This is a genomic window from Achromobacter sp. ACM02 (genome assembly GCF_014851605.1).
Lineage (GTDB): Bacteria > Pseudomonadota > Gammaproteobacteria > Burkholderiales > Burkholderiaceae_B > Achromobacter > Achromobacter aegrifaciens.
The window spans coordinates 831,825-858,185 of record NZ_JACUZY010000001.1; the positions used below are offsets into that span (position 1 = coordinate 831,825).

A 26,361-nucleotide genomic window follows, 5' to 3' on the forward strand; every position below is an offset into this window, starting at 1 on the left:
GGAACGGCCCCATCTATTGGGTGATTGCGCCCTGCTTGGCCTGGCGCATCAGCGCCATCGCCATCGTCGACACCGAGGCCACCAAGGACTCGCTGGTGTCGGAATTGCTCATGACCAGCACCGCCAGCTTGTCGCGCGGCGCCAGCACCAGACGCGAATGGAAGGCTTCAGTGGCGCCGCTATGCAGGCGCAATGGCGTGCCGGCGATATCGTCGCCACAGGGCGCAGCGAGCCAGGACAAGGCCAGGCGGCATTCCAGCGCCAACCCGCCTTCCACCGTTTCCATGTCGAGCACGGCGCGGGCCGAGTCGGCATTCAGCACGCGTCGGCCTTGGTAAAGACCGTCGGCAAAAAGCATGCTGGAGAAGCGCGCCATCTCCGAAGTGCTGAGCCAAAGGCCGTCGGCCGCTTCGTTGGGCTGAGGCGCTTCGGTCCAGGGCGCGCCGCGACGGTAGCCCGAGGCGCGCAGTTCGAGCATGCGCGGATCGGGATGGAACCCGGCGCGCGGCATGTTCAGCGGCTGCAGGATGGTGCGGCGCACGTAGGTGTCGAACGGTTCGCTCGCCACATGCGCAACCATGTCCCCCAGCAGGGCGTAGGCCATGTCAGCGCGCGCGCGTCCCATGGTGTCTTCCAACGATCCTGGGTGCACGGCCAGCAGATTGCGGGCGGTGAAGGGATGCGTGCCCAGCCATTGCATGGCGCCGCGGCGCGGCTGGATGTCCCAATCGGGCAGCGCCTGCGAGGCCGGCTGGTCCAGCGCCAGACGCCCGTCGTCGGCGGCGCGCAGCACGCCCGCGGCCGTGACGATTTTGGTGATGGTCCCTACGCGGTACAGCGTGTCGCTGGTGGCGCTGCGGTGGCGCAGCGGGTCCGCGTAGCCGAAGCCCGTGCTCCACACCACGCGCTGGTCGTCGACGATTGCGATCGACAGGCCCGGCACGTCGGAAGCGTCCATGTCATAGGGGATGCGCTGGGCCAGGTAACCCACCACCGCCTTGTAGTCGCCCTGGGCGATCGGCGGCGGCGCGTCGGGAGGAACGCCCTGGCAACCGCCCGCGGCGACCAGCAACATACCTACGGCAACCAGGCGGCTGAGGGAAAACATGGCTTGCGGCAAGACCTCTGAAGAGAACTGCCGTCATGCTATCCAGGCGCCTGCCCGCGATCTTTCCCGCTTTGTATGGAGTTTGTGAAGATTGCGGCGGCGGATTGTGAAGTTTGTTTACGTTGTGCCGCGCCGCACCCCGCCAGGCTTCAGGCGGTCTTCCAGGCAACCACGAAACGCGCGCCGCCCAAGGGGCTGTCGCTTGCCTGCACGGTCCCGTTGTGCCAGCGAGCCACCCGGCTCACGATGGCCAGGCCCAACCCCACCCCGCCCGTCCCGCGGTCGCGGCTTTCGTCCAGGCGGATGAAAGGTTCGAAGATCCGCTCGCGGTCGGCAGGCGGGATGCCGGGGCCGTCGTCGTCCACGATCAGCACGTACTCGCGCGCGCCCGGACTGATCAAGCTGACCTGGACCTGCCGGCCGGCATGCCGGATGGCGTTCTGCAGCAGGTTGAGCAAGGCGCGCGTCATGTAGCGCTGGTGCAAGTGCACCACGGGCACCTGGCACAGTGCCACTTCGCAGCGCACGCCCGACACGCCGGCCTCGAAGCCGGCATGCTGCACCACCGAATCCAGCCAGCCGCGCGCGTCCTGCGGCTGCAGCGCCACGCCGTCGCCCTTGTGTTCCAGGCGCGCGTACATCAGCAATTCCGAGGCCATGGCGTCCAGTTCGGCCACGTCGCTCTTCATTTCCTCGACCAGGCGCTTGCGCGCGGCCGGGTCGTCCTCGCGGTCCATCATGTCCAGTTCGAACGACAGGCGCGCGATCGGCGTGCGCAGCTCGTGCGACACGGCATTGGTCAGGTCGCGCTGGTTGCCCACCAGCGCGCTGATGCGGTCTGACATCTGGTTGAAGGTGTCGCCCAGGTTGCGGATGCTGGAATGGCGCGACAGGCGCGCCCGGGCTTGCAGGTCGCCCTGGCCCATGCGCAGGGCGGCGGTCTTCAGGGCCTCCAGGTCGCGCCAGATGGGCAACGCCCACACCAGCATGAAGGCGCACAGCAACAAGCCCAGGGCGGAATACACCGCGGCCATCAGCCAGGGGCCGATGTCCGGCTCGGGCGGCAGCTTGACCTCCAGCCATTGCCTGCCCGGACCGGGAATCGCCGCCACAAAGGTCTGCTGCTTGTCGCGCACGAAGAAACTGCCGGACTCCACCATGGCGCGCTCGTCCTCGGTGGCGCCGTAGCTTTCGGCGTCGACCACCTTGAGCGCCAGGCCGTAGTACGGCGCCAGCGCGTCGCGCACGTGCGCCTCGCGCTCGGATGGCGGCACGCGGCTCAGTTCCTGCACCAGGCTGTGGATCTGGCCCCGCACCGCTTCGCGCGCGTAGGCGTCGCTGACGGGTTCGAAGAAGTAGTTGGCGGATCGGTCCACGACTTCGTTGGAAATGACGAAGCCCACCGCCAGCACCACGAACAGCCGCAGGACAAACTTAAGCATCACCGCCCTCGTGCGCCTTGGGCGAGAACAGATAGCCCTTGCCCCACACGGTCTTGATGCGCGCCGGATCGCGCGGGTCGTCATCCAGCTTGCGCCGCAGCTTGCTGACGCAGACGTCGACGCTGCGGTCCAGTCCGTTGAATTCGATGCCGCGCACCGCATTGAGCAAGTCGTCGCGGGTCAGCACCTGGCCGGCCTGGCTGGCCAGCGCCCAGAGCATCTCGAACTCCATTGTGGTCAGGTCCACTTCGGAACCGGCATGCACCACGGCGCGCGTACGCCGGTCTATGACCAGCGGACCGAACTCCAGGCGCTCCGGCGGCTCGTCCAGCTGGCTGTGCCGGCGCAGCAGCGCCCGTACCCGCGCCAGCAGCACGCGCGGCTCCACGGGCTTGATGACGTAGTCGTCCGCGCCCGACTCCAGGCCCAGGATCTGGTCCAGGTCGTCCTCGCGGGCCGTCAGCATGAGGATGGGGGCTGATGAAAACGCGCGCAGATCACGGCAGACCTGCAGGCCGTCACGGCCGGGCAGCATCAGGTCCAGAATGGTAATGGCCGGGTCATGCCTGCGGAATGCCTCCACCGCGTGATCGCCGCGGTAGGCCTGGGCAACATGGAAACCGTGCTGCTCCAGGAACTGCGCGATCAGGCGCGATAGTTTCGGATCGTCTTCGACTAACAAGGCCTTGGTCATGGTGTCCAGACAGAAAAAGTGAGGTCGATGGCGCCGCATTCTACGCAAATGCGGCGGGCGCGCGTTCGACCGGAACGCGCCGAGCCGGTTCCCGGGCCGTCGGAAGAACAAAAAAACCGGGCCGGAAGACTGTCGCTTCCGGCCCGGTTTCCTGCGGAACCGCCAGGGGGTCCGCCGGTCTCGCGGGCCGGCGGCCCGCGCCTGGACTTACTTGTAGACGGTCTTGGAACCGTCCTTGTGCCAGGTGAACACGTCGAACTGGAAGTTCGTCAGGTCACCCTGCTTGTTCCAGGACACCTTGCCGATCGGCGTATCGAAGGAATTGGCGTGCAGGTACTTGGCGACCTTGGTCGGGTCGTCGCTGCCAGCGCCCTTGATGCCGTCCGCGATGACCTGGGTGGCCGTGTAGGCGGTCATCTGGAAGGCGCCGCTGGCGTTGCGCTTCTTGGCTTCGAAGGCCTTGACGATGTCGGCGTTGGCGGCGTTCTGGGTGAAGTCGGCCGGCAGCGTCAACAGCATGCCTTCGACGGCGTCGCCGGCGATGGCGTTGATGTCGGGGTTGCCCGTGCCTTCCGGGCCCATCCACTTGGCCTTCACGCCCTGTTCGGCCGCCTGGCGCAGCAGCAGGCCCATTTCAGGGTGGTAGCCGCCGTAATAGACGAAGTCCACGCCCTGGCTCTTCAGCTTGGTGATGACGGCCGAGTAGTCGCTGTCGCCGGCGTTGATGCCTTCGAACACGGCGACGGCCACGCCGCCCTTCTCCAGGTCGTTCTTGACCGCGGTGGCGATGCCCTGGCCGTAGGACTGCTTGTCATGCAGCACGGCGACCTTCTTGGGCTTGATCTTGTCCAGGATGAACTTGGCGGCGGCAGGACCTTGCTGGTCGTCGCGGCCGATGGTGCGGAAGATGAACTCGTAGTTCTTGCCGTCGGTCAGGGCCGGCGACGTGGCGGACGGCGTGACCATGACCACGCCTTCATTGTTGTAGACGTCGGCGGCGGCGATGGTGGCGCCCGAGCAGACGTGGCCCACGACGAAACCGATCTTGCTGTTGACCACGCGGTTGGCGGCGACCGGGCCTTGCTTGGGTTCGCAGCCGTCGTCGATCACGACGGTTTCCAGCTTCTTGCCGTTGATGCCGCCGGCGGCGTTGATGCGCTCGACTGCGGTATCGACCCCTTCACGGACCATATCGCCATACTGCGTGACCGCGCCGGTGGTGGGGCCGACGACGCCGATCTTGATGGTTTGCGCTTGCGCTCCCGAGGCAAACGCCAGACCGGCTGCGACGCCCAGCGCTGCAATGACCGGGGTCAGACGAAATACTGGCTTCATGTGTGGACTCCTCTAATGATTTGTAATCGTTAGTTTTTTGCACCGGGTCGGACGCCGGATCATCTCCAGGCCAAGCATGCCTGCTGGACTGCCCTTTGCAGGGGTTTCGGCCCTGGTCACGCCCGGTTGCATTGCGATTGCACGGCAAGCATACACTGAAAAATTGCCCTTCTCAGGCCAGTTTTCGACCACTTTGATACCCGTCCGATTATTGCGCTGCGGCATTGTTCGGGGTGCGCCCTTATGCCCGCTGGCGTATATGCAAAAGACGATTTATTCGTTTGCGTTACTAAGGCCGCGCGGCATCATGGCCGCCATGAGACTCCAACCGATCATCGTCCCCGGATGGAAAAACTCCGGACCGCAACACTGGCAATCGCGCTGGATGGCCCTGCTGCCGCATGCGCGCCGCGTCGAGCAACGCGACTGGGAACATCCGGCTCCCGGCGAATGGATCGCGGCGCTGGCGACCGAGGTGAACGAGGCCCGCAGCCCCGTGCTCCTGATCGCGCACAGCCTGGGTTGCCTGATCAGCGCCGCCCTGCCGGTGCCGCTGCGCGCCAAGGTCGCGGGCGCGCTGCTGGTGGCGCCTGCCGATGTGGAACGCGAAAACGCTCCCGCCTGTTTGAGAAGCTTCGGACCTGTGCCACGGCATTCCCTGCCCTTCCAAAGCGTGGTGGTGGCGAGCGACGACGATCCCTATTGCCAGCTGGAACGCGCCCGCGCGTTTGCGCGCGATTGGGGCAGCCGGCTGGTGGTCGTGCCGGGCGCTGGCCACATCAACGCCGAGAGCGGCCTGGACGACTGGCCGCAGGGCCTGAAGCTCCTGGGCGCGCTGCGCCGGCGCGCGGTGTGGCGGGTGACGCCGCCGCCCGAGCGGATCGCGCCCATACCGGCACGGCCGCTGTCGCATCAGGCCTGACTCATTTCCGATGCTGAAAAAAACGGAGCCGCGAGGCTCCGTTTTTCATGTGGCGTCGGCCGCTATCACTGCAGCAGGCTGCGCAGCATCCAGGCATTCTTTTCGTGCACGTCCAGGCGCTGCGTCAGCAGGTCGGCCGTGGGCTGGTCGTTGGCGGCATCGGCCTTCTCGAAAGCGGCGCGCGCCGTCTTGGCGACGGATTCGTTGGCGGTCACCAGCAGACGCACCATTTCCAGGGCTTCCGGCACCGAGTCCGGCTCGGCGATGGAGGACAGCTTGCTGAATTCGCGGTAGGTGCCCGGCGCGTAGTGGCCCAGCGCGCGGATGCGCTCGGCGATGCTGTCCAGCGCGTTCCACTCTTCCGTGTACTGGGTCATGAACATCAGGTGCAGCGTGTTGAACATCGGCCCCGTGACGTTCCAGTGGAAATTGTGCGTCATCAGGTACAGCGTGTACGAGTCGGCCAGCAGCTTGGACAGTTCGCCGGCGACTGCGGCGCGGTCCTTGTCCGAGATACCGATGTTGATGCGCGGAACGCTGGAGGTCTTCTTGGGGGACTTGGCCATTGCTAGCTCCTAGGGATGAATGTGCGAAACAAGGATAACACTGCAAATACGGCGAAATGCCGCAATATCCGCCGCTTTTATCAATCAGTCCTGCGACCTTTTGACGCGGCGCAAACCGCGCGCGCGAAGCCGCCTGAAAGCGGCCCGGGAATCAATCCTGCACTGCCGCGACCTCGTCGGTCAGCATCTTCACGCCGGGCAGCTCGCAGGCATAGACCGCTTGCGCCAGCGCCTCGATGGCGGCCAGCCGCGGGAAACTGCGGCGCCAGGCCAACACCACGCGGCGCTCCGGCACGTGGCCGTCAAATGGCAGATAGCGCAGCAGGCTGTTGGAAGGCGGCTGCTCCGGCACCGCGGTCACGGGCAGCACGGTCACGCCGATGCCGGCCGCGACCATGTGGCGGATGGTCTCGAGCGAGGAGCCTTCGAAGGTGCGCTGGATGCCGTCGCTGGCCGCCGAAAAGCGCGACAGCTCGGGACAGACTTCGAGCACCTGATCGCGGAAGCAGTGGCCGCTGCCCAGCAGCAGCATGGTCTGCTGCTTCAGGTCCTGCGCGTCGATCGCCTGGCGCCGGGCGAGCTCGTGGTCATTGGGCACGGCCACCACAAAGGGCTCGTCGTACAAGGGTTGCATGACCAGGCCGGCCTCCGGCAGCGGCAAAGCCATGATGGCGCAATCGATCTCGCCCTGGCGCAGCAGCTCGACCAGGCGCACCGTGAAATTCTCCTGCAGCAGCAGCGGCATCTGCGGGGTGCGGCGGATCTGCTCCGGCACCAGCCGCGGCAACAGGTACGGACCTATGGTGTGGATGACGCCGACGCGCAAGGGGCCGGCCAACGGGTCGTGCCCCTGGCGCGCGATCTCCTTGATGCTGGCGCTTTCTTCCAGCACCTTCTGCGCCTGCGCCACGATGCGCTGGCCGATGGGGGTGACGCCGACCTCGGCGCCGCCACGCTCGAACAGCGTCACGCCCAATTCGTCCTCGAGCTTGCGTATCGCTACCGAGAGCGTGGGCTGGCTGACGAAACAGGCCTCGGCCGCCCGGCCGAAATGCCGTTCGCGCGCAACGGCGACGATGTACTTGAGTTCGGTGAGAGTCATGGTGGACTACGCCCCCGGGGGTTATGCCCCAGCCTTGCGGCTGGCGCTTGCTAGATTAAGGTTGGCGGCTGGCTGCATGGTCAGGTGCGCAGGAAATCCTCGCGCCCGCGCATCCAGCGCGCCAGGTGCGCCTCGACCGCGGCCGGATGTTCGGCGCGCAGCCAGACCGCGGCATCGCGCGCGTCTTCGGCAATGGCCGCGTCCGTTTCCAGGTCGGCGAAGCGCAGCAGCGCCATGCCGGACTGGCGCGTACCCAGGAACTCTCCCGGACCGCGCTGTTCCAGGTCACGGCGGGCGATTTCAAAACCGTCCGAGGTCTCGAACATGGCCCGCAGGCGTTCGCGCGCCACTTGCGACAGCGGCGTCTGATAGAGCAGCACGCAGACCGATTCGGCGGTGCCGCGCCCTACCCGGCCGCGCAGCTGATGCAGTTGCGCCAGCCCGAAACGCTCGGCGTGTTCGATCACCATGAGCGAGGCGTTCGGCACGTCCACGCCCACTTCGATCACAGTGGTGGCGACCAGCAGGTCGACTTCGCCATCGCGGAAGGCCTGCATCACGGCGGCCTTTTCGGCTTGCGGCAGCCGGCCGTGCACCAGCCCGATGCGCAGGTCCGGCAGGTCGACCCGCATGCCTTCGTAGGTGTCCACGGCGGTCTGGAGTTCCAGGGCCTCGCTTTCCTCGACCAGCGGACAGACCCAGTAGGCCTGCTGCCCGCCGCGCGCGGCCTGGGCAATGTGGGCGATGACTTCCTCGCGCCTTGCGTCCGACACCAGCTTGGTCAGCACGGGACTGCGCCCCGGCGGCAGCTCGTCGATGACGGACACGTCCAGATCGGCGAAGAAGGTCATGGCCAGCGTGCGCGGGATCGGCGTCGCGCTCATGTTGAGCTGGTGCGGCACGTTGCGCCCGCGCACGGTTTCGCCCTTGCGCGTCAGCGCCAGGCGCTGTCCGACGCCGAAGCGGTGCTGCTCGTCCACGATGGACAAGCCCAGGCGGTGGAATTCGACGTGATCCTGGATCAGCGCCTGCGTGCCCACGACCAACTGCACGCTGCCGTCAGCGGCGGCGGCCGCCGCTTCACGGCGCGCCTTGGCGGACAGGCTGCCGCTCAGCCAGGCCACATTCACGCCCAATGGCTGCAGCCACGACACCAGTTTGCGGAAGTGTTGCTCGGCCAGAATTTCGGTGGGCGCCATCAGCGCCACCTGCGCGCCGCTGGCGATGGCCTGGGCGGCGGCGATGGCCGCCACGACCGTCTTGCCGCTGCCCACATCGCCCTGCAACAAGCGGTGCATGGGATACGGCTTGGCCAGATCGGCGGAGATTTCCTGAACCACGCGCTCCTGCGCGCCAGTCAGTTTGAACGGCAAGGTTTCGTACAGCCTGGCGACCAGGCCGCCGGCCTCGTTGCGCACGGGCAGCGACTCGGCTTCCTTTATCCGGCGCGCGGCCCGCGCGGCCGCCAGCGACAATTGCTGCGCGAGCAGTTCATCGAACTTGATGCGCCGCCAGGCGGGATGCACGCGGTCCAGCAAGGCCTGCTCGGACTCGCCCTGCGCAGGCGTATGCAGCGCGCGGATGGCTGGCTCGAACGGCGGCAGGTCATAGCGCGCCCGCGCCTCGTCGGGCAAGGTGTCGGACAGGTCGGCGCGGTCCAGCGCCTGCGCAATGGCGCGGCGCAACGTCAGTTGCGGCAGCCCTTCGGTACTGGGATAGACCGGCGTGAGCGCCGTGGGCAGCGGCGCATCGGCATTGGTCATGCGCGGATGCACCATCTCGCGCCCGAACAGGCCGCCGCGGACCTCGCCGCGCGCACGCAGGCGCTTGCCCACGGTGACTTGCTTCTGCTGGCTGGGGTAGAAGTTCAGCCAGCGCAATTGCAGTTCGCCGCTGTCGTCCGCCAGCGTGGCGGTCAGCTGGCGCCGGGGCCGGTAGAGGACCTCGGATTTGGTGATCTCGCCCTCGACCTGCCCGGCAAAACCGGGCCGCAGGGCGCTGATCGGCATGATGCGGGTTTCGTCCTCGTAGCGCAGCGGCAGGTGCAGCACGAAGTCCTCGGGCAGCACCAGACCCAGGTTACGGAGCTTGCGCTCCGTATCCGTCATTGCACGGCCGGCGCCTTTGTTGTCGGCGCCGGATCGCTTGGAAGCCGCGGCTGCGGCCGGCATGAAGAAACGAACCCCTGGATCGAAAAGTCCGGACGGGCCTTACAGGACCAGGATGGCTTCGACTTCGAACTGCGCGCCCTTGGGCAGGCTGGCCACGCCGATGGTCGAGCGCGCCGGGAACGGCTGGGGAATGATCTCGGCCATGATGGCGTTGGCGGCCGTGAACTTGCCCAGGTCGGTCAGGAACAGTGTCAGCTTGACCACATTGTCCAACGTGCCGCCGGCAGCCTTGATGACTTCCTGCATGTTGGCGAAAGCCTGACGCACCTGCGCATCGAAGTTCTCGGAGACCAGGTCGCCAGTGCCCGGCTCCAGGCCGATCTGGCCCGAGAGGTAGACAGTCTTGGTGCCGCTTACGGCAACCGCTTGCGAGTAAGGGCCTACCGCGGCGGGCGCGGTGTCGGTATGGATGATTTGCTTGCTCATGGGCGGAATCCTTCGAAAGTCGGATAGAAACTACAACTATCGAAGTTTATCCAGCAATAGACATTTGCGAAAGTGGCTGAATGCCGTAGGATGGGCGCACGACGGAATATAAGGGCTTCCCGCAATGCTGAGCCGGCCAAGTCCTATGTGCGCTTCGGTGTAATCACGCTTATACCTCCGCAGCTTCTCAAATGAGGCGTTTCCCTTGAAAAACACCAGCCTCCAAGCCAAGTTGGATTATTGGGCAAAGGTGCGCCGCTCCAACTACGCAGCTAGCCTGCGCCTCGAAGGTTACCCAGCCACGCCCGCCCACGCGCAGCGCGAACTGCCCTCCCGCGAAGCCGTGTTGCGCGCCTATCGCAAGCCTGCCTGACATTGGACAAGTACGGCGCCGGACAGGATCCGTACTGCTACCCAGGCAGTCTCACGCTGCGCAACTGACTGAACATCTGGGACGATTCGCTGCTCGCGCAGGCTGAGCAAGAGCTTTCCGAGATCGCCGCCAGCCAGATCGATCTTTTCCTGCCTCCCTACGACCTTGCGTACCTGAAGCGACTCCATCGCACGCTCTTTCAGGATCTCTACGACCGGGCGGGCGAGTTGCGCACCATCGATATCTCAAAAGGCGGCACGCGCTTCTGCAATACAAGCAGGATCGAACCCGAGGCCGACAAGATTTTCGCGGCCCTGGCGCGGGCCAACTGGTTCAAGGAGCTGCCGCGCTCCGCGCTGATCGCCGAGGCAGCCGTCGCCTACGGCGACTTGAACATGATCCACCCCTTCCGTGAAGGCAACGGGCGCGCTCAACGTCTCCTGTTCGAACACCTCATCATCAATGCCGGCTACGAGATCAGTTGGTGGTCAGTGGTGCAACGGGAATGGGTCGACGCCAACGTCGCCGCCGTGATCTGCGACTACGCGCCGCTGGAGGCGGTGTTCCAACGCTGCGTCGGCCAGCCGATAGCCGGCTAATCCAAACCAGGCAATCCCGGGCTATCGATATCCCCCCGATGCTCCCGCAGCAGGTCATACAACGCCTGCGCTGCGACCGATAGCGTGCGGCCCTTGCGCCGCACCAGGTAGAGCGGACGGGTCAGGGCCTTGCCGGCCAGCGGCACGATGCGCAGGTCGGCGCCGCCGAAATGGAACAGCGTCATCGCCGGCACCACCGAGATGCCCAGCCCCGCGCGCACCAACCCCGTTGCCGTGGCCAGGTGCTCGACCTCGAACACCGGCGCCGGTGCGTCGGCCCCCAAGGCCGCGTCCAGATGCTTGCGCACGCTGCTGCCGCGCGCAAGCTGGATCATGGGATAGCGCAGGATGTCGCGCAGCCGGGCGCGGCCCGCCCCTGCCAGCGGATGATCGGCGCGACAGACCAGAAAATAACGGTCCGCATGCAGGAACTCGCTGTCCAGGTCGTTCATGTCCGGCCGTCGCGAGGCCACCGCGAAATCCACCTGCCCTGCCTGCACCAGGTCCAGGCAGGGATCCAGCAAGGCATCGCGCAGGTCCACCGTGATGCCTGGATAGGACTCGCGAAAGCGCGCCAGCAGCCCCGGCAGCCAGCCCGCGGCAAGCGAGGGCAAAGCCGCGAGCGCCACCCGTCCGCGACGCCTGGCGGCGTGGTCGCGCAGATCCTCCATGACCAGGTCCATGTCGGCCAGCAGCCTGCGCGCCGTCGCGTCCAGCACTTGCCCCTCGACCGTCAGCTCCACATGGCGCGTGTTGCGGTCGAACAGGCGCATGCCCGCGCTGTCCTCCAGTTGGCGGATCAGGGCGCTGAAGGCCGGCTGCGTCAGGTGGCAGCGTTGGGCCGCCCGGGTGAAGTGTTTTTCGTCGGCCAGGGCCACGAACGCGCGCAATTGCCGGGCAGACAGATTCATGGTTTTTCTTTATGAATTGATCCGATCTTTCTATTTTACTGATGAGCCGAGCGTGCCTATAGTGGGCCTCAGACACCTAGACCCCTGCCCTGACTCCGTATGTCCCTAGCCCCCCTCCACATAGGCTGCGCCTCCGGGTTCTCCGGCGACCGCAGCGACGGCGCCGCCGCCGTGGTGCGCACGCTGATCGCCCGCGGCGGCGGCGTGCTGATTTACGAAACGCTGGCCGAGCGCACGCTGGCGTTGGCCCAGTTGGCCCGCAACGAAGACCCGGAGCGCGGCTACGAGCCCTTGCTGGACGAACTGGTCGGCCCGGTGCTGGCCGACTGTCTGCGCCACGGGATCCGCATCGTCGGCAACTTCGGCGCGGCCAACCCTGCCGCCGCAGCCCGGCGCATTGCCGCGCTGGCCCAGCAGCAAGGCCTGCCCGCGCCGCGCATCGCAGTGGTACAGGGCGACGCGCTCTCCAGCGATGCGCAACGCGAACTGCTGCGCCAGCGCCTTGGCGGCGCGCTGGATGGGCGGGACGTGGTCAGCGCCACCGCCTACCTCGGCGCCGCCGAGATCGCAGAGGCGCTGCGGGCCGGCGCGCAGATCGTGGTCGCGGGCCGCGTGTCGGACCCATCGCTCACGCTGGGTCCGGCGCTGGCCCATTTCGGCTGGGCCATGGACGATTGGCAGCGCCTGGGCCGTGCCACCATGGCCGGCCATATGCTGGAGTGCGGCCTGCAAGTCACCGGCGGCTACTTCTGCGTGCCCAGCTTGAAGGATGTGCCAGACGTGCACGCCGCCGGCTTTCCCATCGCCGAGATCGATGCGGATGGCGAATTCGTGATCGGCAAGGCCGACGGCACCGGCGGCATGGTCGATGCGCGCACCGTCAAGGAACAGCTGCTGTACGAAGTGCACGATCCCGCGCGCTACCTGACGCCGGACGTCGTCGCCGACCTGAGCCGCGCCGAGGTGGCCGAACTGGGCGGCGATCGGGTGGCGGTGCGCGGCATCACCGGCCACGCGCGTCCCGCCGAACTCAAGGTCAACGTCTGCTACCGCGGCGGCTGGCTGGCCGAAGCCGAGATCTCCTATGCCGGGGTGCAGGCCGAAGCACGCGCCCGTCTGGCCGCCGATATCGTGCGCAAGCGCCTGGACCCGGCTCTGCGCCTGCGCGCCGACCTCATCGGCGCCATCAGCATCCTGGGCGATGACGCCGGCAACATGCTGTCCGCCCTGCCCGACGGCCATGCGCGCGACGTGCGCCTGCGCGTCGCGGCCGAACACATGGACCGCAAGCTTGCCGAAAGCGTGCTGCGCGAAGTGACTGCCCTGTATACCTGCGGCCCGGCCGGCGGCGGCGGCGTGCGCACCGCGTTGCGCCCGCGCCTGAACATGCTGTCCTGCACCCTGCCGCGCGACGCCGTGCCCAGCGGCTGGACCTTCCTGGAGGAAGCCCCGCAATGAATCCGCCGCTGATCTCGGTCCCCCTGTACCGCCTGGCGCACAGCCGTTCCGGCGACAAGGGCGACATCTCCAACCTGAGCCTGATCGCCTGGGATCCGGAATGCTACGACGTGCTGGATGCACAGGTCACCGAGGCCCGCGTCGCCGACTGGTTCGCGTACCGCCGCCCCAGACGCGTCACCCGCTACGCGCTGCCCACGCTGCATGCGATGAACTTTGTGCTTGAAGGCGTGCTGGACGGCGGCGTCAACGATGCCCTCAACCTGGACACGCACGGCAAGAGCCTCTCTTTCAGATTGCTGGACATGACGGTCGAAGTCAGCCCTGCGCTGGCCAGCCGTCTGCCCGACATACCCGGCGACCGTCCCGCGGACGCCTGATTTCGATTCCTATAAAAATCCACAGGAGACACACATGCGCATTGCTTCCAAAGGCCGGCTGGCCTTGCTGCTGGCCGCCGCCCTGCCCTTGAGCGCCATGGCCCAGTTCCCCGCCAAGCCCATCACCTTCATCGTGCCGTTCGCCGCCGGCAGCGCCACCGACCAGATCGGCCGCGCCATCGGCCAGGGCGTCACCGAACAGACCGGCCAGGCCGTGGTGATCGAAAACAAGCCCGGCGCCAGCGCGATGATAGGCGCCGCGGCCGGCGCCCGCGCGGCCCCCGACGGCTACACCGTGCTGATCACCACAAACACCACGCATGCCGCCAACGAGCACCTCTACAAGACGCTGACATACGATCCGGTCAAGGACTACGCGCCGCTGACCCTGCTGGGCAAAGGCGGCCAGATCATGGTGGTCAATCCCAATTCGCCGGCCAAGACGGTTGGCGACTTCCTGGCCCAGGCCAAGCAAGCGCCCGGCAAGCTGAGCTTCGGCAGCGGCAGCTCCAGCAGCCGCATCGCCGGCGAACTGCTGCAACAGATGGCGGGCGTGCAACTGCTGCACGTGCCATATAAGAGCAATCCGCTGGCGGTCACGGACCTGCTGGGCGGCCAGATCGACATGATGATCACCGACACCGCCACCGGCCTGCCGCAAGTCAAGTCGGGCAAGCTGCGCGCGTTGGGCGTGACCGGCCAGGCACGCTCGCCGCTGGCGCCGGACGTACCCACCATCGCCGAGGCTGGCGTGCCAGGCTATGAAATGGGCTACTGGTTTGCCGCGTATGCGCCCGCCGGCACGCCGCCTGATGTGGTCAAGCGCTTGAACGAATTGCTGGTCAAGGCCACTTCAAGCACGCCTGCCAAGCAGTTCTATGCGCAAACGGGCACGGACGCGGCAAGCTCCACGCCGGCAGAACTGGCGCAGTTCCAGCAAGCCGAGTCGAAGAAGTGGGGCGAGATCATCAAGAAGGCCGGCATCCAGCCCGAGTAGACCGCCCCGGGCGGTGGCGCGCCGCCCGTCAGAGCAGATCGCTGCTCGCCAGCATCGGCGTGCCGGCAATGCGCTGGCTGATCGCACGGCATGCCTCCAGCAGCGGCGCCACATAGGCCGCTTCCGGATCTGGTTTCTGGCGGAATCGCAGCGTGCTCACGCTGATGGCCGCCACCGGCACGCCGTTCTGCCCGAAAATCGGCGCGCCGAAGCAATAAATGCCGGCCTCGTTCTCTTCATCATCCACGGCCCAGCCGCGCTGGCGCACCTGTTCGAGCTGCCGCCGCAGCGCGGCCGTATCCTTGACGGTATTGGGCGTATGGCAGGCGAACGGCTGCGGCAGCATGTCCAGCGCGGCCTGCAGAGCCGCCTCGTCCAACATCGCCAGATACGCCTTGCCCACCGCCGTCGAATACATGGAGACGTTGGTGCCGATGCGCGAATTCATCTGCACCACGCTGGGGCTTTCCAGCTTCTCGATGTAGACCATGTGCTGACCGTTGGGCACGGCCAGGTGCACGGTCTCGCCGGTGACGTCACGCAACTGCTTCAGGTTCTCGACGGCGGCCAGCCGCATTTCCGAACGGCCCCAGCTGCGGCTGGCCAGCTGGATCAGGCGCGGCCCCAGGCTCAGCTTGCCGGTGACCGGATGTTCGGCCAGCAGGCGTTCGGCCACCAGCGCGGCCACCGTACGGTATACGGTCGGCCGCGGATAGCCGCTGCGCTTGCTGAGTTCGGCCACCGTCATGGATTCCGGCGTATCGGCCACGACTTGCAGCACATGCATGAACTTCGAGAAGGCGGCTGTGCCCGCCACCTGTGCGGCGGGAGGGTTGGCGACTTGCGGCAGTTCTGGCATGGCGGAAAACGTGGCGTTGACGGTAACGAGGCCGCCCCTGCGGCGCGGCCCCGCCATTATCCCTGCAAACGCCTGCGCGCGTACACGGTGGCGGCCAACGCTCAAGCCACGAGGTAGCCGCCGTCCACGGGCAGGATCACGCCCGTCATGAACGAGGCCGCCGGCGTGCAAAGAAACGTCACGCCCTCGGCCACGTCTTCCGGCTTGCCCCAGCGCCCCAGCGGGGTACGCTGCAGAATAGGCCCCGAGCGCTCGGGGTCGTCCTGCAAGGCGCGGGTCAGCGGCGTGGCGATCCAGCCCGGCGCGACGGCGTTGACGCGGATGCCGTCCGCTGCGTAGGCCAGCGCCAGCGACTTCGTCAGCTGCGCCACCCCGCCCTTGCTCGCCGCATACGCCGGCACCAGCGCCCCGCCGAAGAAACTGAGCATGGACGCGGTGTTCACGATGCAGCCGCCGCGCCGCGCAAGCTTCTCGCGCGCGGCGCCGCATACGCGCATGGTGCCGGTCAGGTTGATCGCCAGCACCTGCTCGAACACGGCGGGATCATGCTCCGCGCCGCGGCGGATGATGCCGGCGCAGTTGACCACGATGTCCAGTTCGTCCAACCCTTGCAGCAGGCGTTCGACGTCGCCCGCGTCGCTGACGTCGCCCAGGCGCACCTCGATACCCGGCGCCAGTTCGCCGGCGTCGGATTGCAACCCGGCTGCTATGGTCCGCGCGCCCAGCGACGCCAGCCGGTTGGCAACCGCCGCCCCGATGCCTTGCGTGGCGCCAGTCACCAGCGCCGTCTTGCCTGCAAACAGATCCGCTTGATACGTCATTGCCGTCCGCTCAGAAAGTGCCGGGATAGGCGCCGCCGTCAGCCAGCACGTTCTGGCCGGTGACGTAGCCCGCATGGACGCTGCACAGGAAAGCGCAGATGGCGCCGAACTCCTCGGCGTTGCCGAAGCGTCCTGCCGGTATCGCCGCCTGGCGTTGGGCGCGCACGGCTTGCGCGTCCTGGCCGGTCTTGGCCGCGGAAGCCGCCAGCGCCGAGCTCAGCCGGTCCGTGGCGAACGCGCCGGGCAGCAGGTTGTTGATCGTGACGCCGCGCGCCGCGATGTCGCTGCGCGCCACGCCCGCCACGAAACCGGTCAGGCCGCTGCGCGCGCCGTTGGAAAGGCCAAGGATGTCGATCGGCGCCTTGACCGCGCTGGACGTGATGTTGACGATGCGCCCGAAGCCGCGTTCAGCCATGCCGTCCACCGTGGCCTTGATCAACTCGATCGGCGTGAGCATGTTGGCGTCGACTGCATTCAACCACTGTTCCCTGCCCCAATCGCGGAAATCCCCGGGCGGCGGCCCGCCCGCGTTCGTGACCACGATGTCGTAGTCGCGATGCGCGGCGAACACGGCCTCGCGGCCCTGCGCGGTCGTAATGTCGGCCGCCACGGCCTTGACGAAAGACTTGTCGTCCGTCCGCGCCTGCAGCAGTTGCTGCCGCGCGGTCTCGAGAGCCTCTGCCCCGCGCGCCACGATCACCACGTTGACGCCTTCGCGCACCAGGGCCAGCGCGCAGCCGTAGCCCAGGCCTTTGCTTGCGCCGCCCACCAGCGCGGTCCTGCCGGTAATGCCCAGATCCATGTCCTGCTCCTTGTCGTTGCCTGCAGTCTATTGGCGCATGCCGAACTTTTCGATCAGCGCCTTGAACGTCGTATTGTCGCGCTCCATCAGCGCCGTGAACGTCTGTTGATCCGCGACCGCATAGCCCAGGTTCTGCTCCGCCATGAAGCGCTTCAGGCTGTTTTCGGCGGCTGCCTGCCGGAACGCGGCGCCCAGCACGTCCAGTACCGGCTGCGGCGTGCCCTTGGGCGCGGCGATGCCGCGCCAGGTGCCGATCGACAGATCGATGTTGCGCTCCTTCAGCGTGGGCACGTTCTCGAAACCGGGCACGCGCGCGTCGGCCATGACCGCCAGCGGCTTGAGCTTGCCGGCCTTGACGTACTGCATGACCTCTGCCGGGCTCACCGCCACCGCATCGATGTGTCCGCCCAGCAAGGCCAGCACTGCCGGATTGCCGCCATTGAAGGGGATGTGGTTGAACTTGGCGCCCGTCTTGTCCTCCAGCGCGGCGGCTGCCAGATGCCAGATCGAGCCGATGCCCGCGTTCCCCACCTGCATGCTCTCAGGCTTGGCGCGGGCCGCCTCCAGGAACGCTTCGATGGTGTTGTACGGCGAATCGGCGGCCACCGTGATGGCCGAAGGATCGGCATTGAGCTGGATGATGGGCGTGAACTTCTCGTAGGTGGTCTTGGTCAGGCCCAGGTGGGGAATGATCACCATGTCGGCCGTCACCAGCGCCAGCTTGTAGCCGTCGGGCTTGGCGTTGGCCACTTCCGTCAGGCCGATCCCGCCCGCCGCGCCCGGCTTGTTCAGCACCACGATGGGCTGCGTCAGATGGGTGCGCGAGGCGTCGCCCATGGCCCGCGCCATGGCGTCCGTGCCGCCTCCCGCGGCAAACGGCACCACGATCTCGATGGCCCGGTTGGGGAAATTCTGCGCCAGCGCCACTGGCCCCGCGGCCAGCGCGGCGCTGCCCAGCAGCGCGGAAAGAATGCAGCGATTGAACGCACGACGTTTCATGGTGTGTCTCCGGATTATGTTTATGTGCTGCGGGTGGGAATGCGGAATTTCAGCGTATGAACTGCTTTACGTAGTCTTCGCCCAGGCCGACGTCCGCGAAGTGCTTGCGGCACATGTCGATCTTGGTGAACACGTCTTCGTAACCCATGCCCTTGCCCCAGGGGTCGGTGTAGTACATGACGCCGTTGACCTGGAAGTACGTGATCATTTCCTCGACGTCGGGCGGCACGTAGAGCGTGTGCGTCTCCCCTGGCGGCTCGAACACGTAGCTGCCTTCAGTCGCCTCCCAGTCGTGTTCCAGATAGCGCCAGCGGCCCTTCAGGACGAAGCCATGCACGGCCTGCGGATGGCGATGGCGGCTGAGCACGCCTGACTTGCGCACGCGCAGCAGGTTCATCCAGTAGCCCTGGCTGGCATTCAGACAGAGCGGGCGGAACCAGACGTTCTCGGCCTGCGGTACCCACAGCCTCTCGTCGGTCGGGATCGCGTGCGGAATCACGATTTCTGGCAGGGCCTCGGGCGGATTCGGGTACTGGTATGGGGTCAGGGGCTCGGTGTCACTCTGGTCCAATGGCATTTCTTTAATCCTTCCATATTATGGACAATATGTTTACTTTATGGACGAATTATAAGAACTGCCCTGCCCGCGGCTACAGCGGGCTAACCCTTAGGGGCGCCGCAGCATCAGGCCGCGGCGCGCCAAAAAACAAAAAACCCATCGCATCGCTGCGATGGGTTTTTGGCTTGGCGCCGGCGCCGGGACTTATTTGTCCACGAATGCCCGCTCGACCACGTAGTCGCCCGGCTGGCCCACGCCCGGCGACACCGTGAAGCCGCGCTTGTCCAGCATGGCGCTGATATCGGCCAGCATATGCGGGCTGCCGCAGATCATGGCGCGGTCGGTTTCCGGATTGATCTGCGGAATGCCGATGTCGGCGCACAGCTTGCCGTTTTCCATCAGCTCGGTGATGCGGCCTTGGTTGCGGAACGGTTCGCGCGTGACCGTCGGGTAGTACACGAGTTTGTCGCGCACGACGTCGCCGAAGAATTCGTTGTTCGGCAGTTCCTTTTCGATGAAGTCGGCGTAGGCCAGTTCGCTGACCCAACGCACGCCATGCACCAGGATGACCTTGTCGAAGCGTTCGTAGACGTCCGGATCCTTGATGATGCTCATGAACGGCGCCAGGCCCGTGCCCGTGCCGAACAGGAACAGGTGCTTGCCCGGCTTCAGGTCGTCCACGACCAGCGTGCCCACGGGCTTGCGGCTGACCAGGATGGTGTCGCCTTCTTTCAGATGCTGCAGGCGCGACGTGAGCGGGCCGTTCTGCACCTTGATGCTGAGGAACTCGAGGTTCTCTTCATAGTTGGCGCTGGCGATGCTGTAGGCTCGCAACAGAGGCTTGCCTTCAACTTCCAGTCCGATCATCACGAAGTGGCCATTGTGGAACCGCAAGGCCGAGTCACGCGTCGTGGTAAAGGAAAACAGGGTGTCGTTCCAGTGGTGCACGCTTAGTACGCGCTCAGTGTTGAAAGCAGCCATGTCGTATCAAATTAGGGGCGACCGCCCCGGGCCATGAGCCCGGCTTGTGCCGCTGGGTCATTCCGTGCCGCACAAAAGACGCGGCCGGCATTAGGGTTGACCCTATTCTACAGGGTCTTGATGATAACTGCTCTCATTATTCCGTAATACCCTTATGCCGTATTGATGGGGATCAAGCCTGAAGCCTGCCTGACTTACGACTAGTTGAACGCCGCTTTGCTTCCTGTTATCGTCGCGTTCTCATTTGATAATCATTTTCGTTAGCAGACTGTTTTGAGCAGCGGAAAGGCCTGAAGCCTCGGGAATTCCTCTGCAGCCCTAGCCGGAGCACCTCGTCATGACCAAGCGTCCCCAATTGAATTCGCTGCTGCGCGCCCTGGCGCTGGCCGGCGCCGCCGCCTTCACCGTGTCGGCCAACGCCGCCGAGGAAGTCAGCCTCTACACCACCCGGGAACCCAAGCTGATCCAGCCGCTGCTGGACGCCTTCACCAAGGAAAGCGGCATCAAGGTCAATACGGTCTTCGTCAAGGACGGCCTGCTGGAGCGCGTCAAGGCCGAAGGCGCCAAGTCGCCCGCCGACGTGCTGATGACCGTGGACATCGGCAACCTGCTGGATCTGGTCGACGGCGGCGTGACCCAGTCGATCAAGTCGCAAACGCTGGAATCCGTCATTCCCGCCAACCTGCGCGGCGCCGACGGCAAGTGGTACGCCCTGTCGCTGCGCGACCGCGTGCTGTACGTGGAAAAGGACCTGAAGCTGGAAGCCTTCCGCTACGAAGACCTGGCCGATCCGAAGTGGAAGGGCAAGGTCTGCATCCGTTCGGGCCAACACCCCTACAACACCGCGCTGGTCGCCTCCATGATCGCGCATGACGGCGCCGAAGCCACCGAAAAATGGCTGCGCGGCGTCAAGGCCAACCTGGCCCGCAAGGCAGCCGGCGGCGACCGCGACGTGGCCCGCGACATCCTGGGCGGCATCTGCGACATCGGCCTGGCCAATGCTTATTACGTCGGCCACATGAAGAACGCCGAACCCGGCACCGACGCCCGCAAGTGGGGCGACGCCATCAAGGTGATCCGCCCGACCTTCGCCAACGCCAAGAGCGGCGGCACGCACGTGAACGTCAGCGGCGCCGCCGTTGCCGCCCATGCGCCGAACAAGGCCAACGCGGTCAAGCTGCTGGACTTCCTGGTGTCCGAGCCCGCCCAGGCCCTGTACGCCCAGGCCAACTATGAATACCCCGTCCGCAAGGGCGTGAAGCTGGACCCCGTGATCGCCAGCTTTGGCGAACTGAAGGTGGACCCGCTGCCGCTGACCGAGATCGCCAAGCATCGCAAGCAAGCCAGCGAACTGGTGGACAAAGTCGGTTTCGACAACTGATAGGCCTGTGGACCGCCACGCCCGCCGGCTTGGCGAAACCATGCGGCAGTGACAAACGCGCGGGCTGCGCATAAGCTCACGCGTAGGGCCTGCTCCCTTCTTTTCGGGGGAGCAGGCCTTGCCATTGATGCAATCGACTTTGAAGCATGCACACAGATTCTTTGCCCCGGCCGCTGCGTCTGCGCTGGACTGAACGCGGGGCCGGCTGGCTGGCCGGCGCCGCCCTGATCGCGCTGGCCGTATTGGCGCCCGTCCTGACGCTGGGCTGGTGGGCGCTGGGCGGCGAACTCTCGCATTGGCAGCATCTGGCCAATTACGTATTGCCCCAGGCGCTGGCCAATACCGCCATGCTGCTGGCCGGCGTGGGCGTGCTGGTGACGCTGCTGGGTACCGGCGCGGCATGGCTGGTGACCGCTTACGACTTCCCTACGCGCCGCGTGCTGACCTGGGCGCTGCTGCTGCCGCTGGCGGTGCCGACCTACATCATCGCCTTCGCCTATCTGGACCTGCTGCATCCCATCGGTCCGATACAGTCGGCGATCCGCGCGCTGCTGGGCTATGACAGTCCGCGCCAGTTCCGCCTGCCGGATCTGCGCTCGATCTACGGCGCCATCTTCGTGCTGGGCTTTGTGCTCTATCCCTATGTGTACCTGAGCACCCGCGTCATGTTCATGACGCAGGCGGCAAGTCTCCTGGAAGCGGCCCGCACGCTGGGCGCCGGCCGCATCGCCGTGTTCTTCCGGGTCGCCCTGCCCCTGGCCCGGCCCGCCATCGTGGTGGGCGTGAGCCTGGCGTTGCTGGAAACGCTGAACGATATCGGCGCCTCCGAATTCCTGGGCGTGCAGACGCTGACCGTGTCGGTCTACACCACCTGGGTCACGCGTTCGGACCTGGCGGGCGCGGCGCAGATCGCGCTGACCATGCTGGCCATCGTGATCGGGCTGATCCTGCTGGAACGCCATGGCCGCAAGCGCCAGCGCTACGCCAACACGCAGCGCATGCGCCCGATGCAGCCGCGCCGCCTGCGCGGTCCGGCGGCGGCCGTTGCCGCGGCGCTGGGCTGGATACCGGTACTGATCGGATTTGTCGCGCCGGCGCTCTATCTGGTCGTGGAGACCTACAAGCGCCTGCATCTGGTTGGCGGCGTTTCCCACCAGCTGTTGAACGGCTTGAGCAACACCCTGATCGTCGCCTTCAGCGCCACCATCGTCACCCTGCTTTGCGGGCTGATCGTGGCCTGGGCCGGACGCACGCTGCGCGAAAGCTCGGGCTTCAACCCGGGCCGCGCCTGCGCGCGCATCGCCAGCCTGGGCTATGCCGTGCCCGGCACGGTGCTGGCCATCGGCCTGCTGACGCCCTTCGTCTGGATAGATACCGCGGTCGCCAAGGTCTTCGGCGGCACGGGCCTGTTCCTGATGGGCTCGATGGGCGCGCTGGTCTGCGCCTATGCGATCCGTTTCCTGGCGATTTCCACTGGCGCACTGGAAGCCGGCCTGGCCCGCATTCCGCCGTCGCTGGAGCAAGCCTCGCGCCTGCTGGGCGAAAGCTCGGCCGGCACCCTGCGCCGCGTACACCTGCCGCTCTTGCGCCCGGCGCTGGCCGCCAGCGCCCTGCTGGTGTTCGTGGACGCCATGAAGGAACTGCCCGCGACACTGCTGCTGCGGCCCATGAATTTCGACACGCTGGCAACCTGGCTATACGCCGAAGCGGCCCGCGGCACCTATGAAGAAGGCGCCGTCGCCGCGCTGGCCATCGTGCTGGCCGGCCTGTTCCCCGTCATCCTGCTGGCGCGCACCAATCTGAAAATGGGACATTGATCATCGTGCCCGATCTGTTAGAACTCGATCACCTTTCCCTCGCCTACGAGACCCCGGCGGGACTCAAGCCCGTGGTGCAGGACCTGACGCTGGGCCTGCCCGTGGGCCATATCGGTTGCCTGCTGGGCGAATCCGGCTGCGGCAAGACCACGGTGCTCCGGGCCATCGCCGGTTTTGAGCCAGTGCGGGCCGGACGCATCCTGCTGGATGGCGCCGTCATTTCCTCGCCCACCGTGCAGGTGGCGCCCGAACATCGCCGGGTGGGCATGATGTTCCAGGACTACGCGCTGTTCCCGCACCTGACGGTGGCGCTGAACGTGGCCTTCGGCCTGCGCAAGATGGCGCGCCCGGAACGCGCGCGCCGCGTCGAAGAGATGCTGGAACTGGTGGGCCTGGCGCATGCCGCCAACAGCTATCCGCACGAGATCTCCGGCGGCCAGCAGCAGCGCGTGGCGCTGGCTCGCGCGCTGGCGCCCTCGCCCGACCTGCTGCTGCTGGACGAGCCGTTCTCGAACCTGGACGTGGACACGCGCGAACGCCTGGCCTTTGAAGTGCGCGACATCCTCAAGACCACCGGCCACACGGCCATCCTGGTCACGCACAACCAGGCCGAAGCCTTCGCCATCGCCGACCGCATCGGCGTCATGTCCAAGGGCAGCATCGCGCAGTGGGACACGCCCTACAACCTGCACCATCATCCCGCCAGCGACTTCGTGCGCGACTTCATCCGCCGCGAAGCGCTGGAAGAGCGGCGCGAGCAAGCCTACGCGCGCGGCCGCTGAAGTCGTCCCGGCCGCTCAGTCGGCCGACAGCTTCACTTTCTGCGACAAGGCCTTGAAGGCCTCGTGCTGGCTCTGGGTCAGGCGTTCCACTTCCTGCGGCGTGGAGCCGTAGGGCATGAAACCGGCCTGCTCCAGCTTGCCTTTCACTTCCGGCAAGGCCAGCGCCCATTGGAAGGCTTCGCTCAGCGCCTTGGTCGCTTCAGGCGACATCTTCGCAGGCCCATAGACCGCGAACCACGGATCGACCACGGCTGCTTCATAGCCCAGCTCGGCCAGCGTCGGCACGTCCGGCAAGGCGGGCGCCCGCTTGCTGCCCGTCACGGCCAGCGCATGCACTTTGCCCGCCTTGATGTGCGGCAGCGACGCCGGCAGATTGTCGAACATCACCGGCAAGTGCCCTCCCAGCAGGTCGTTCAGCCCCTGCGCGCTGCCCTTGTAAGGAATGTGCTGCATGCCGGCGCCGGTCAGCTGGTCGAACATCACGCCAGCCAGATGCATGGACGTGCCAGTGCCCGGCGTGCCGAACGAGGTGCCCGGATGCTGCTTGGCATAAGCGACCAGGTCCTTGACGCTGTCGACCTTCAGCGCAGGACCGACTTCCAGCACCACGGTGGAAGCGCCCAGCATGCTGACGCCCGTGAAATCCTTGGTGGGATCGAAAGGCATGGAGGGGTAGACGAAAGGATTCAGCGCGTTGGTGGAGATAGCGCCGAAGCCGATGGTGTAGCCGTCGGGCGCGGCCTTGGCCACGGCGTCCATGCCGATATTGCCGCCCGCGCCGGGACGGTTTTCGACTATGACGGGCTGGCCCAATTTTTCCGCGACCTTCTGGCCCGCGGTGCGCGCCACCAGGTCGGTGGTGCCGCCTGCGGTGTAAGGCACGATGAAGGTGATGGGCTTGGCCGGATAGCCGGCAGCGAGCGCCGCCGAAGCGCCCTGGATCAGCGCCAGCGCGGCCAGGCCGCGCAGCGCGTTGAATGTGTAGCGATGCATGATGTCTCCATCCCGTTTTGTTGTGAGGGTCGGAGGCGCATCATACCGCCGGCCGCGTGGCGATTGCGTGCGGCCGGTTCGAGCGCTGACTCAGGCGCGCGGCTCGGGCAGCGGGATGTACTCGGTCTCGTCGCCCGGCACGATCTGGTCGAAGCGGCTGCGCTGCCAATCCTGCTTGGCCTGTTCGATGCGGTCCTTGCTGCTGGAGACGAAGTTCCACCACACGAAGCGCGGCCCGTCCAGCGGCTCTCCGCCGATCACCGCAAAGCGCGCCGCAGTCTTGGCGCGGATCTGCACGGGGCGGCCCGGCGCAAACACGACCAGGCGGCCGCTTTCGAACTCCTGCCCGTCGATCTCGACCGTGCCCTGCGCCAGATAGGCGGCGCGCTCTTCATGCTCGGCCGGCAGCACCGTGGTCGCGCCCGCCTGCAATTGCAGATCGCCATAGAACAGCGGCGACAGCGTCTTCACCGAGGACGTCTTGCCGAACAACGAACCCGCCACCACCTGGGCGCGCACGCCCTCGCCTTCGATGACCGGTTGCGCGTCCAGGCCGTAGTGGGTGAAGCCCGGATCGGTTTCCTCGTGTTCCTTGGGCAGCCCCACCCAGATCTGCAGGCCACAGAGACGCTGCGCGGCCTGGCGGCTTTCGGGCGAGGAGCGTTCCGAATGCACGATGCCGCGGCCCGCCGTCATCCAGTTGACCTCGCCCGGCAAAATGGTCTGGGTGTGGCCCGCGCCATCGCGATGCACCATGGAGCCTTCGTACAGATAGGTCACCGTGGACAGGCCGATATGCGGATGCGGGCGCACGTCTATGCCCGTACCGGCGGCAAACTCGACCGGACCCATGTGGTCCAGGAACACGAACGGCCCGACAGTGCGGCGCTGTGCGGACGGGATGGCGCGGCGCACGGAAAAGCCGCCCAGGTCGCTGGTGCGCGGCACGACGACGGCTTCAATCTGGCTTTCGCCGGCTTCGGACAAGGTGGACATATCGGACTCTCCGGGTTGTGGGGACTAGGACCATCTTAAGGCCTGCCGCCTGCATGGAAAAAACAGCGGCGGGCGGACTGATCCAGCCCGCCCGCCTTGACGCATCACGCCAGGTCGAACACCAGGACTTCGGCCTGCTTGCCGCCCGACAGCTCGACGCGAGGCTCGCCGGTGATGGCGAGCGCGTCGCCAGCCGACAGCTCAACGCCGTTGACTGTCAGGCTGCCGCGGGCCACGTGCACCCAGGCGCGGCGGCCGGCGGCCAGTTCCAGCGCGGCGGACTCGTCGCCGTCGAACAGCCCGCCATACAGGCGCGCATCCTGATGGATCTTCATCGAACCGTCAGCGCCATCCGGCGACACCAGCGCTTGCAGCCGGCCGCGCTTCTGCTCGTCGCTGAAGCTGCGCTCTTCGTACTCGGGCGCAATGCCAGTGACGTCGGGCTCGATCCAGATCTGCAGCATGTGCGTTTCGCGGTCCGCCAGCGGGTTGAACTCCGAGTGCATGACCCCGCGGCCGGCGCTCATGCGCTGCACGTTGCCGGGCTGGATGGTCGAGCCGCTGCCCATGCTGTCCTTGTGGGCGATCGCGCCGTCCAGCACGTAGGTGATGATTTCCATGTCGCGATGGCCATGCGTGCCGAAGCCGCGGCCGGCCGCGATGCGGTCGTCATTGATCACGCGCAGGGCGCCAAAGCCCATGTGGGCCGGGTCGTAGTAATTGGCGAAGGAAAACGTGTGGAACGAGTCCAGCCATCCGTGGTTGGCGTGACCCCGTTCAGCAGCGCGGCGAGTGGTAAGCATTGCGGACTCCTGTTTCAATAATGTGAATGGTTGTGCAGCCTGGACCTCATTTCCCGAGAACCCGCTGCACCACCGGCATGAGTG

General features: G+C 66.4%; 27 protein-coding genes. 9 read left to right on the forward strand and 18 right to left on the reverse strand.

What is annotated here, in order from left to right; translation table 11 throughout:
- Positions 1-13: 13 nt before the first annotated feature.
- The 4 genes from IB258_RS03780 to IB258_RS03795 form a co-directional block, all read right to left on the reverse strand.
- Positions 14-1,108, reverse strand: a complete 1,095-nt coding sequence (locus IB258_RS03780) for a serine hydrolase (RefSeq protein WP_175160462.1) — start codon at positions 1,106-1,108, stop codon at positions 14-16.
- A gap of 149 nt (positions 1,109-1,257) precedes the next feature.
- Positions 1,258-2,550 (reverse strand): ATP-binding protein, encoded by a 1,293-nt coding sequence (locus IB258_RS03785; RefSeq protein WP_192352168.1) that lies wholly within the window; start codon positions 2,548-2,550, stop codon positions 1,258-1,260.
- Complete coding sequence (locus IB258_RS03790) at positions 2,543-3,244, reverse strand: response regulator (RefSeq protein ID WP_082400978.1); 702 nt, start codon at positions 3,242-3,244, stop codon at positions 2,543-2,545. The genes IB258_RS03785 and IB258_RS03790 overlap by 8 nt, the downstream gene beginning before the upstream one ends.
- 207 nt (positions 3,245-3,451) lie before the next feature.
- Complete coding sequence (locus IB258_RS03795; protein ID WP_054454141.1) at positions 3,452-4,579, reverse strand: branched-chain amino acid ABC transporter substrate-binding protein; 1,128 nt, start codon at positions 4,577-4,579, stop codon at positions 3,452-3,454.
- Positions 4,580-4,895: 316 nt separating this feature from the next.
- Between IB258_RS03795 and IB258_RS03800 the strand changes: the two genes are divergently transcribed.
- On the forward strand, positions 4,896-5,501 hold the full coding sequence (locus IB258_RS03800) for an alpha/beta hydrolase (RefSeq protein WP_054454834.1): 606 nt from the start codon (positions 4,896-4,898) through the stop codon (positions 5,499-5,501).
- 65 nt (positions 5,502-5,566) lie between these two features.
- Here the strand turns inward: IB258_RS03800 and IB258_RS03805 are convergent, their stop codons facing one another.
- The 4 genes from IB258_RS03805 to IB258_RS03820 form a co-directional block, all read right to left on the reverse strand.
- Positions 5,567-6,067, reverse strand: coding sequence for a Dps family protein (locus IB258_RS03805; RefSeq protein WP_054454138.1), 501 nt, complete (start codon positions 6,065-6,067; stop codon positions 5,567-5,569).
- Between the two features lie 151 nt (positions 6,068-6,218).
- Positions 6,219-7,169, reverse strand: coding sequence for a LysR substrate-binding domain-containing protein (locus tag IB258_RS03810; RefSeq protein ID WP_054454135.1), 951 nt, complete (start codon positions 7,167-7,169; stop codon positions 6,219-6,221).
- Positions 7,170-7,249: 80 nt separating this feature from the next.
- The gene (gene recG / locus IB258_RS03815; protein WP_175160458.1) at positions 7,250-9,340 is read right to left on the reverse strand and encodes an ATP-dependent DNA helicase RecG; all 2,091 of its coding nucleotides are present in this window, start codon (positions 9,338-9,340) and stop codon (positions 7,250-7,252) included.
- Positions 9,341-9,379: 39 nt separating this feature from the next.
- Positions 9,380-9,766: a Rid family detoxifying hydrolase gene (locus IB258_RS03820; RefSeq protein WP_013393965.1), complete on the reverse strand. Its 387-nt coding sequence runs from the start codon at positions 9,764-9,766 to the stop codon at positions 9,380-9,382.
- Between the two features lie 205 nt (positions 9,767-9,971).
- Here IB258_RS03820 and IB258_RS03825 point away from each other — a divergent pair, with 205 nt between their 5' ends.
- Complete coding sequence (locus IB258_RS03825; protein ID WP_125471830.1) at positions 9,972-10,139, forward strand: YhfG family protein; 168 nt, start codon at positions 9,972-9,974, stop codon at positions 10,137-10,139.
- Positions 10,140-10,288: 149 nt separating this feature from the next.
- Positions 10,289-10,738 carry a Fic family protein gene (locus IB258_RS03830; protein ID WP_255508483.1) on the forward strand — a complete coding sequence of 150 codons (450 nt, stop codon included), beginning with the start codon at positions 10,289-10,291 and terminating at the stop codon, positions 10,736-10,738.
- Here IB258_RS03830 and IB258_RS03835 read toward each other — a convergent pair.
- Positions 10,735-11,649 carry a LysR family transcriptional regulator gene (locus IB258_RS03835; RefSeq protein WP_054454131.1) on the reverse strand — a complete coding sequence of 305 codons (915 nt, stop codon included), beginning with the start codon at positions 11,647-11,649 and terminating at the stop codon, positions 10,735-10,737. The two genes, IB258_RS03830 and IB258_RS03835, sit on opposite strands and share 4 nt — an antisense overlap.
- A 99-nt stretch (positions 11,650-11,748) precedes the next feature.
- On the opposite strand from IB258_RS03835, the gene IB258_RS03840 reads away from it, so the two are divergent.
- From IB258_RS03840 to IB258_RS03850, 3 genes are read left to right on the forward strand one after another with little or no spacing between them, the layout of a single operon-like run.
- Positions 11,749-13,107: an acyclic terpene utilization AtuA family protein gene (locus IB258_RS03840; RefSeq protein ID WP_192352169.1), complete on the forward strand. Its 1,359-nt coding sequence runs from the start codon at positions 11,749-11,751 to the stop codon at positions 13,105-13,107.
- A complete protein-coding gene (locus IB258_RS03845; RefSeq protein WP_192352170.1) occupies positions 13,104-13,487 on the forward strand; it encodes a hypothetical protein in 384 nt (127 codons plus the stop codon). The genes IB258_RS03840 and IB258_RS03845 overlap by 4 nt, the downstream gene beginning before the upstream one ends.
- Positions 13,488-13,521: 34 nt before the next feature.
- Positions 13,522-14,484 carry a tripartite tricarboxylate transporter substrate binding protein gene (locus IB258_RS03850; protein WP_192352171.1) on the forward strand — a complete coding sequence of 321 codons (963 nt, stop codon included), beginning with the start codon at positions 13,522-13,524 and terminating at the stop codon, positions 14,482-14,484.
- A 28-nt stretch (positions 14,485-14,512) separates the two neighbouring features.
- On the opposite strand, the gene IB258_RS03855 is transcribed toward IB258_RS03850, so the two are convergent.
- The 6 genes from IB258_RS03855 to IB258_RS03880 form a co-directional block, all read right to left on the reverse strand.
- Positions 14,513-15,343 (reverse strand): IclR family transcriptional regulator, encoded by an 831-nt coding sequence (locus IB258_RS03855; protein WP_054454832.1) that lies wholly within the window; start codon positions 15,341-15,343, stop codon positions 14,513-14,515.
- A gap of 101 nt (positions 15,344-15,444) precedes the next feature.
- A complete protein-coding gene (locus tag IB258_RS03860) occupies positions 15,445-16,164 on the reverse strand; it encodes an SDR family NAD(P)-dependent oxidoreductase (RefSeq protein ID WP_054454123.1) in 720 nt (239 codons plus the stop codon).
- A gap of 10 nt (positions 16,165-16,174) precedes the next feature.
- A complete protein-coding gene (locus tag IB258_RS03865) occupies positions 16,175-16,966 on the reverse strand; it encodes an SDR family oxidoreductase (RefSeq protein ID WP_119451582.1) in 792 nt (263 codons plus the stop codon).
- Positions 16,967-16,993: 27 nt separating this feature from the next.
- The gene (locus tag IB258_RS03870) at positions 16,994-17,965 is read right to left on the reverse strand and encodes a tripartite tricarboxylate transporter substrate binding protein (RefSeq protein ID WP_054454119.1); all 972 of its coding nucleotides are present in this window, start codon (positions 17,963-17,965) and stop codon (positions 16,994-16,996) included.
- 49 nt (positions 17,966-18,014) lie between these two features.
- On the reverse strand, positions 18,015-18,542 hold the full coding sequence (locus IB258_RS03875; protein ID WP_192352172.1) for a 2,4'-dihydroxyacetophenone dioxygenase family protein: 528 nt from the start codon (positions 18,540-18,542) through the stop codon (positions 18,015-18,017).
- A gap of 186 nt (positions 18,543-18,728) precedes the next feature.
- Positions 18,729-19,505 carry a ferredoxin--NADP reductase gene (locus IB258_RS03880; RefSeq protein ID WP_054454116.1) on the reverse strand — a complete coding sequence of 259 codons (777 nt, stop codon included), beginning with the start codon at positions 19,503-19,505 and terminating at the stop codon, positions 18,729-18,731.
- A 337-nt stretch (positions 19,506-19,842) separates the two neighbouring features.
- On the opposite strand from IB258_RS03880, the gene IB258_RS03885 reads away from it, so the two are divergent.
- The 3 genes from IB258_RS03885 (at position 19,843) to IB258_RS03895 (ending at position 23,485) form a co-directional block, all read left to right on the forward strand.
- Positions 19,843-20,886 carry a Fe(3+) ABC transporter substrate-binding protein gene (locus IB258_RS03885; protein WP_054454115.1) on the forward strand — a complete coding sequence of 348 codons (1,044 nt, stop codon included), beginning with the start codon at positions 19,843-19,845 and terminating at the stop codon, positions 20,884-20,886.
- A gap of 146 nt (positions 20,887-21,032) precedes the next feature.
- A complete protein-coding gene (locus IB258_RS03890; protein ID WP_054454113.1) occupies positions 21,033-22,703 on the forward strand; it encodes an iron ABC transporter permease in 1,671 nt (556 codons plus the stop codon).
- Positions 22,704-22,708: 5 nt separating this feature from the next.
- A complete protein-coding gene (locus tag IB258_RS03895) occupies positions 22,709-23,485 on the forward strand; it encodes an ABC transporter ATP-binding protein (RefSeq protein ID WP_054454830.1) in 777 nt (258 codons plus the stop codon).
- A 15-nt stretch (positions 23,486-23,500) separates the two neighbouring features.
- Here the strand turns inward: IB258_RS03895 and IB258_RS03900 are convergent, their stop codons facing one another.
- From IB258_RS03900 to IB258_RS03910, 3 genes are all read right to left on the reverse strand, one after another.
- Positions 23,501-24,478: a tripartite tricarboxylate transporter substrate binding protein gene (locus IB258_RS03900; RefSeq protein WP_119451583.1), complete on the reverse strand. Its 978-nt coding sequence runs from the start codon at positions 24,476-24,478 to the stop codon at positions 23,501-23,503.
- A gap of 90 nt (positions 24,479-24,568) precedes the next feature.
- Positions 24,569-25,474 carry a pirin family protein gene (locus IB258_RS03905; protein ID WP_054454108.1) on the reverse strand — a complete coding sequence of 302 codons (906 nt, stop codon included), beginning with the start codon at positions 25,472-25,474 and terminating at the stop codon, positions 24,569-24,571.
- Positions 25,475-25,578: 104 nt separating this feature from the next.
- Positions 25,579-26,277 carry a pirin family protein gene (locus IB258_RS03910; RefSeq protein ID WP_054454106.1) on the reverse strand — a complete coding sequence of 233 codons (699 nt, stop codon included), beginning with the start codon at positions 26,275-26,277 and terminating at the stop codon, positions 25,579-25,581.
- Between the last annotated feature and the right edge of the window lie 84 nt (positions 26,278-26,361).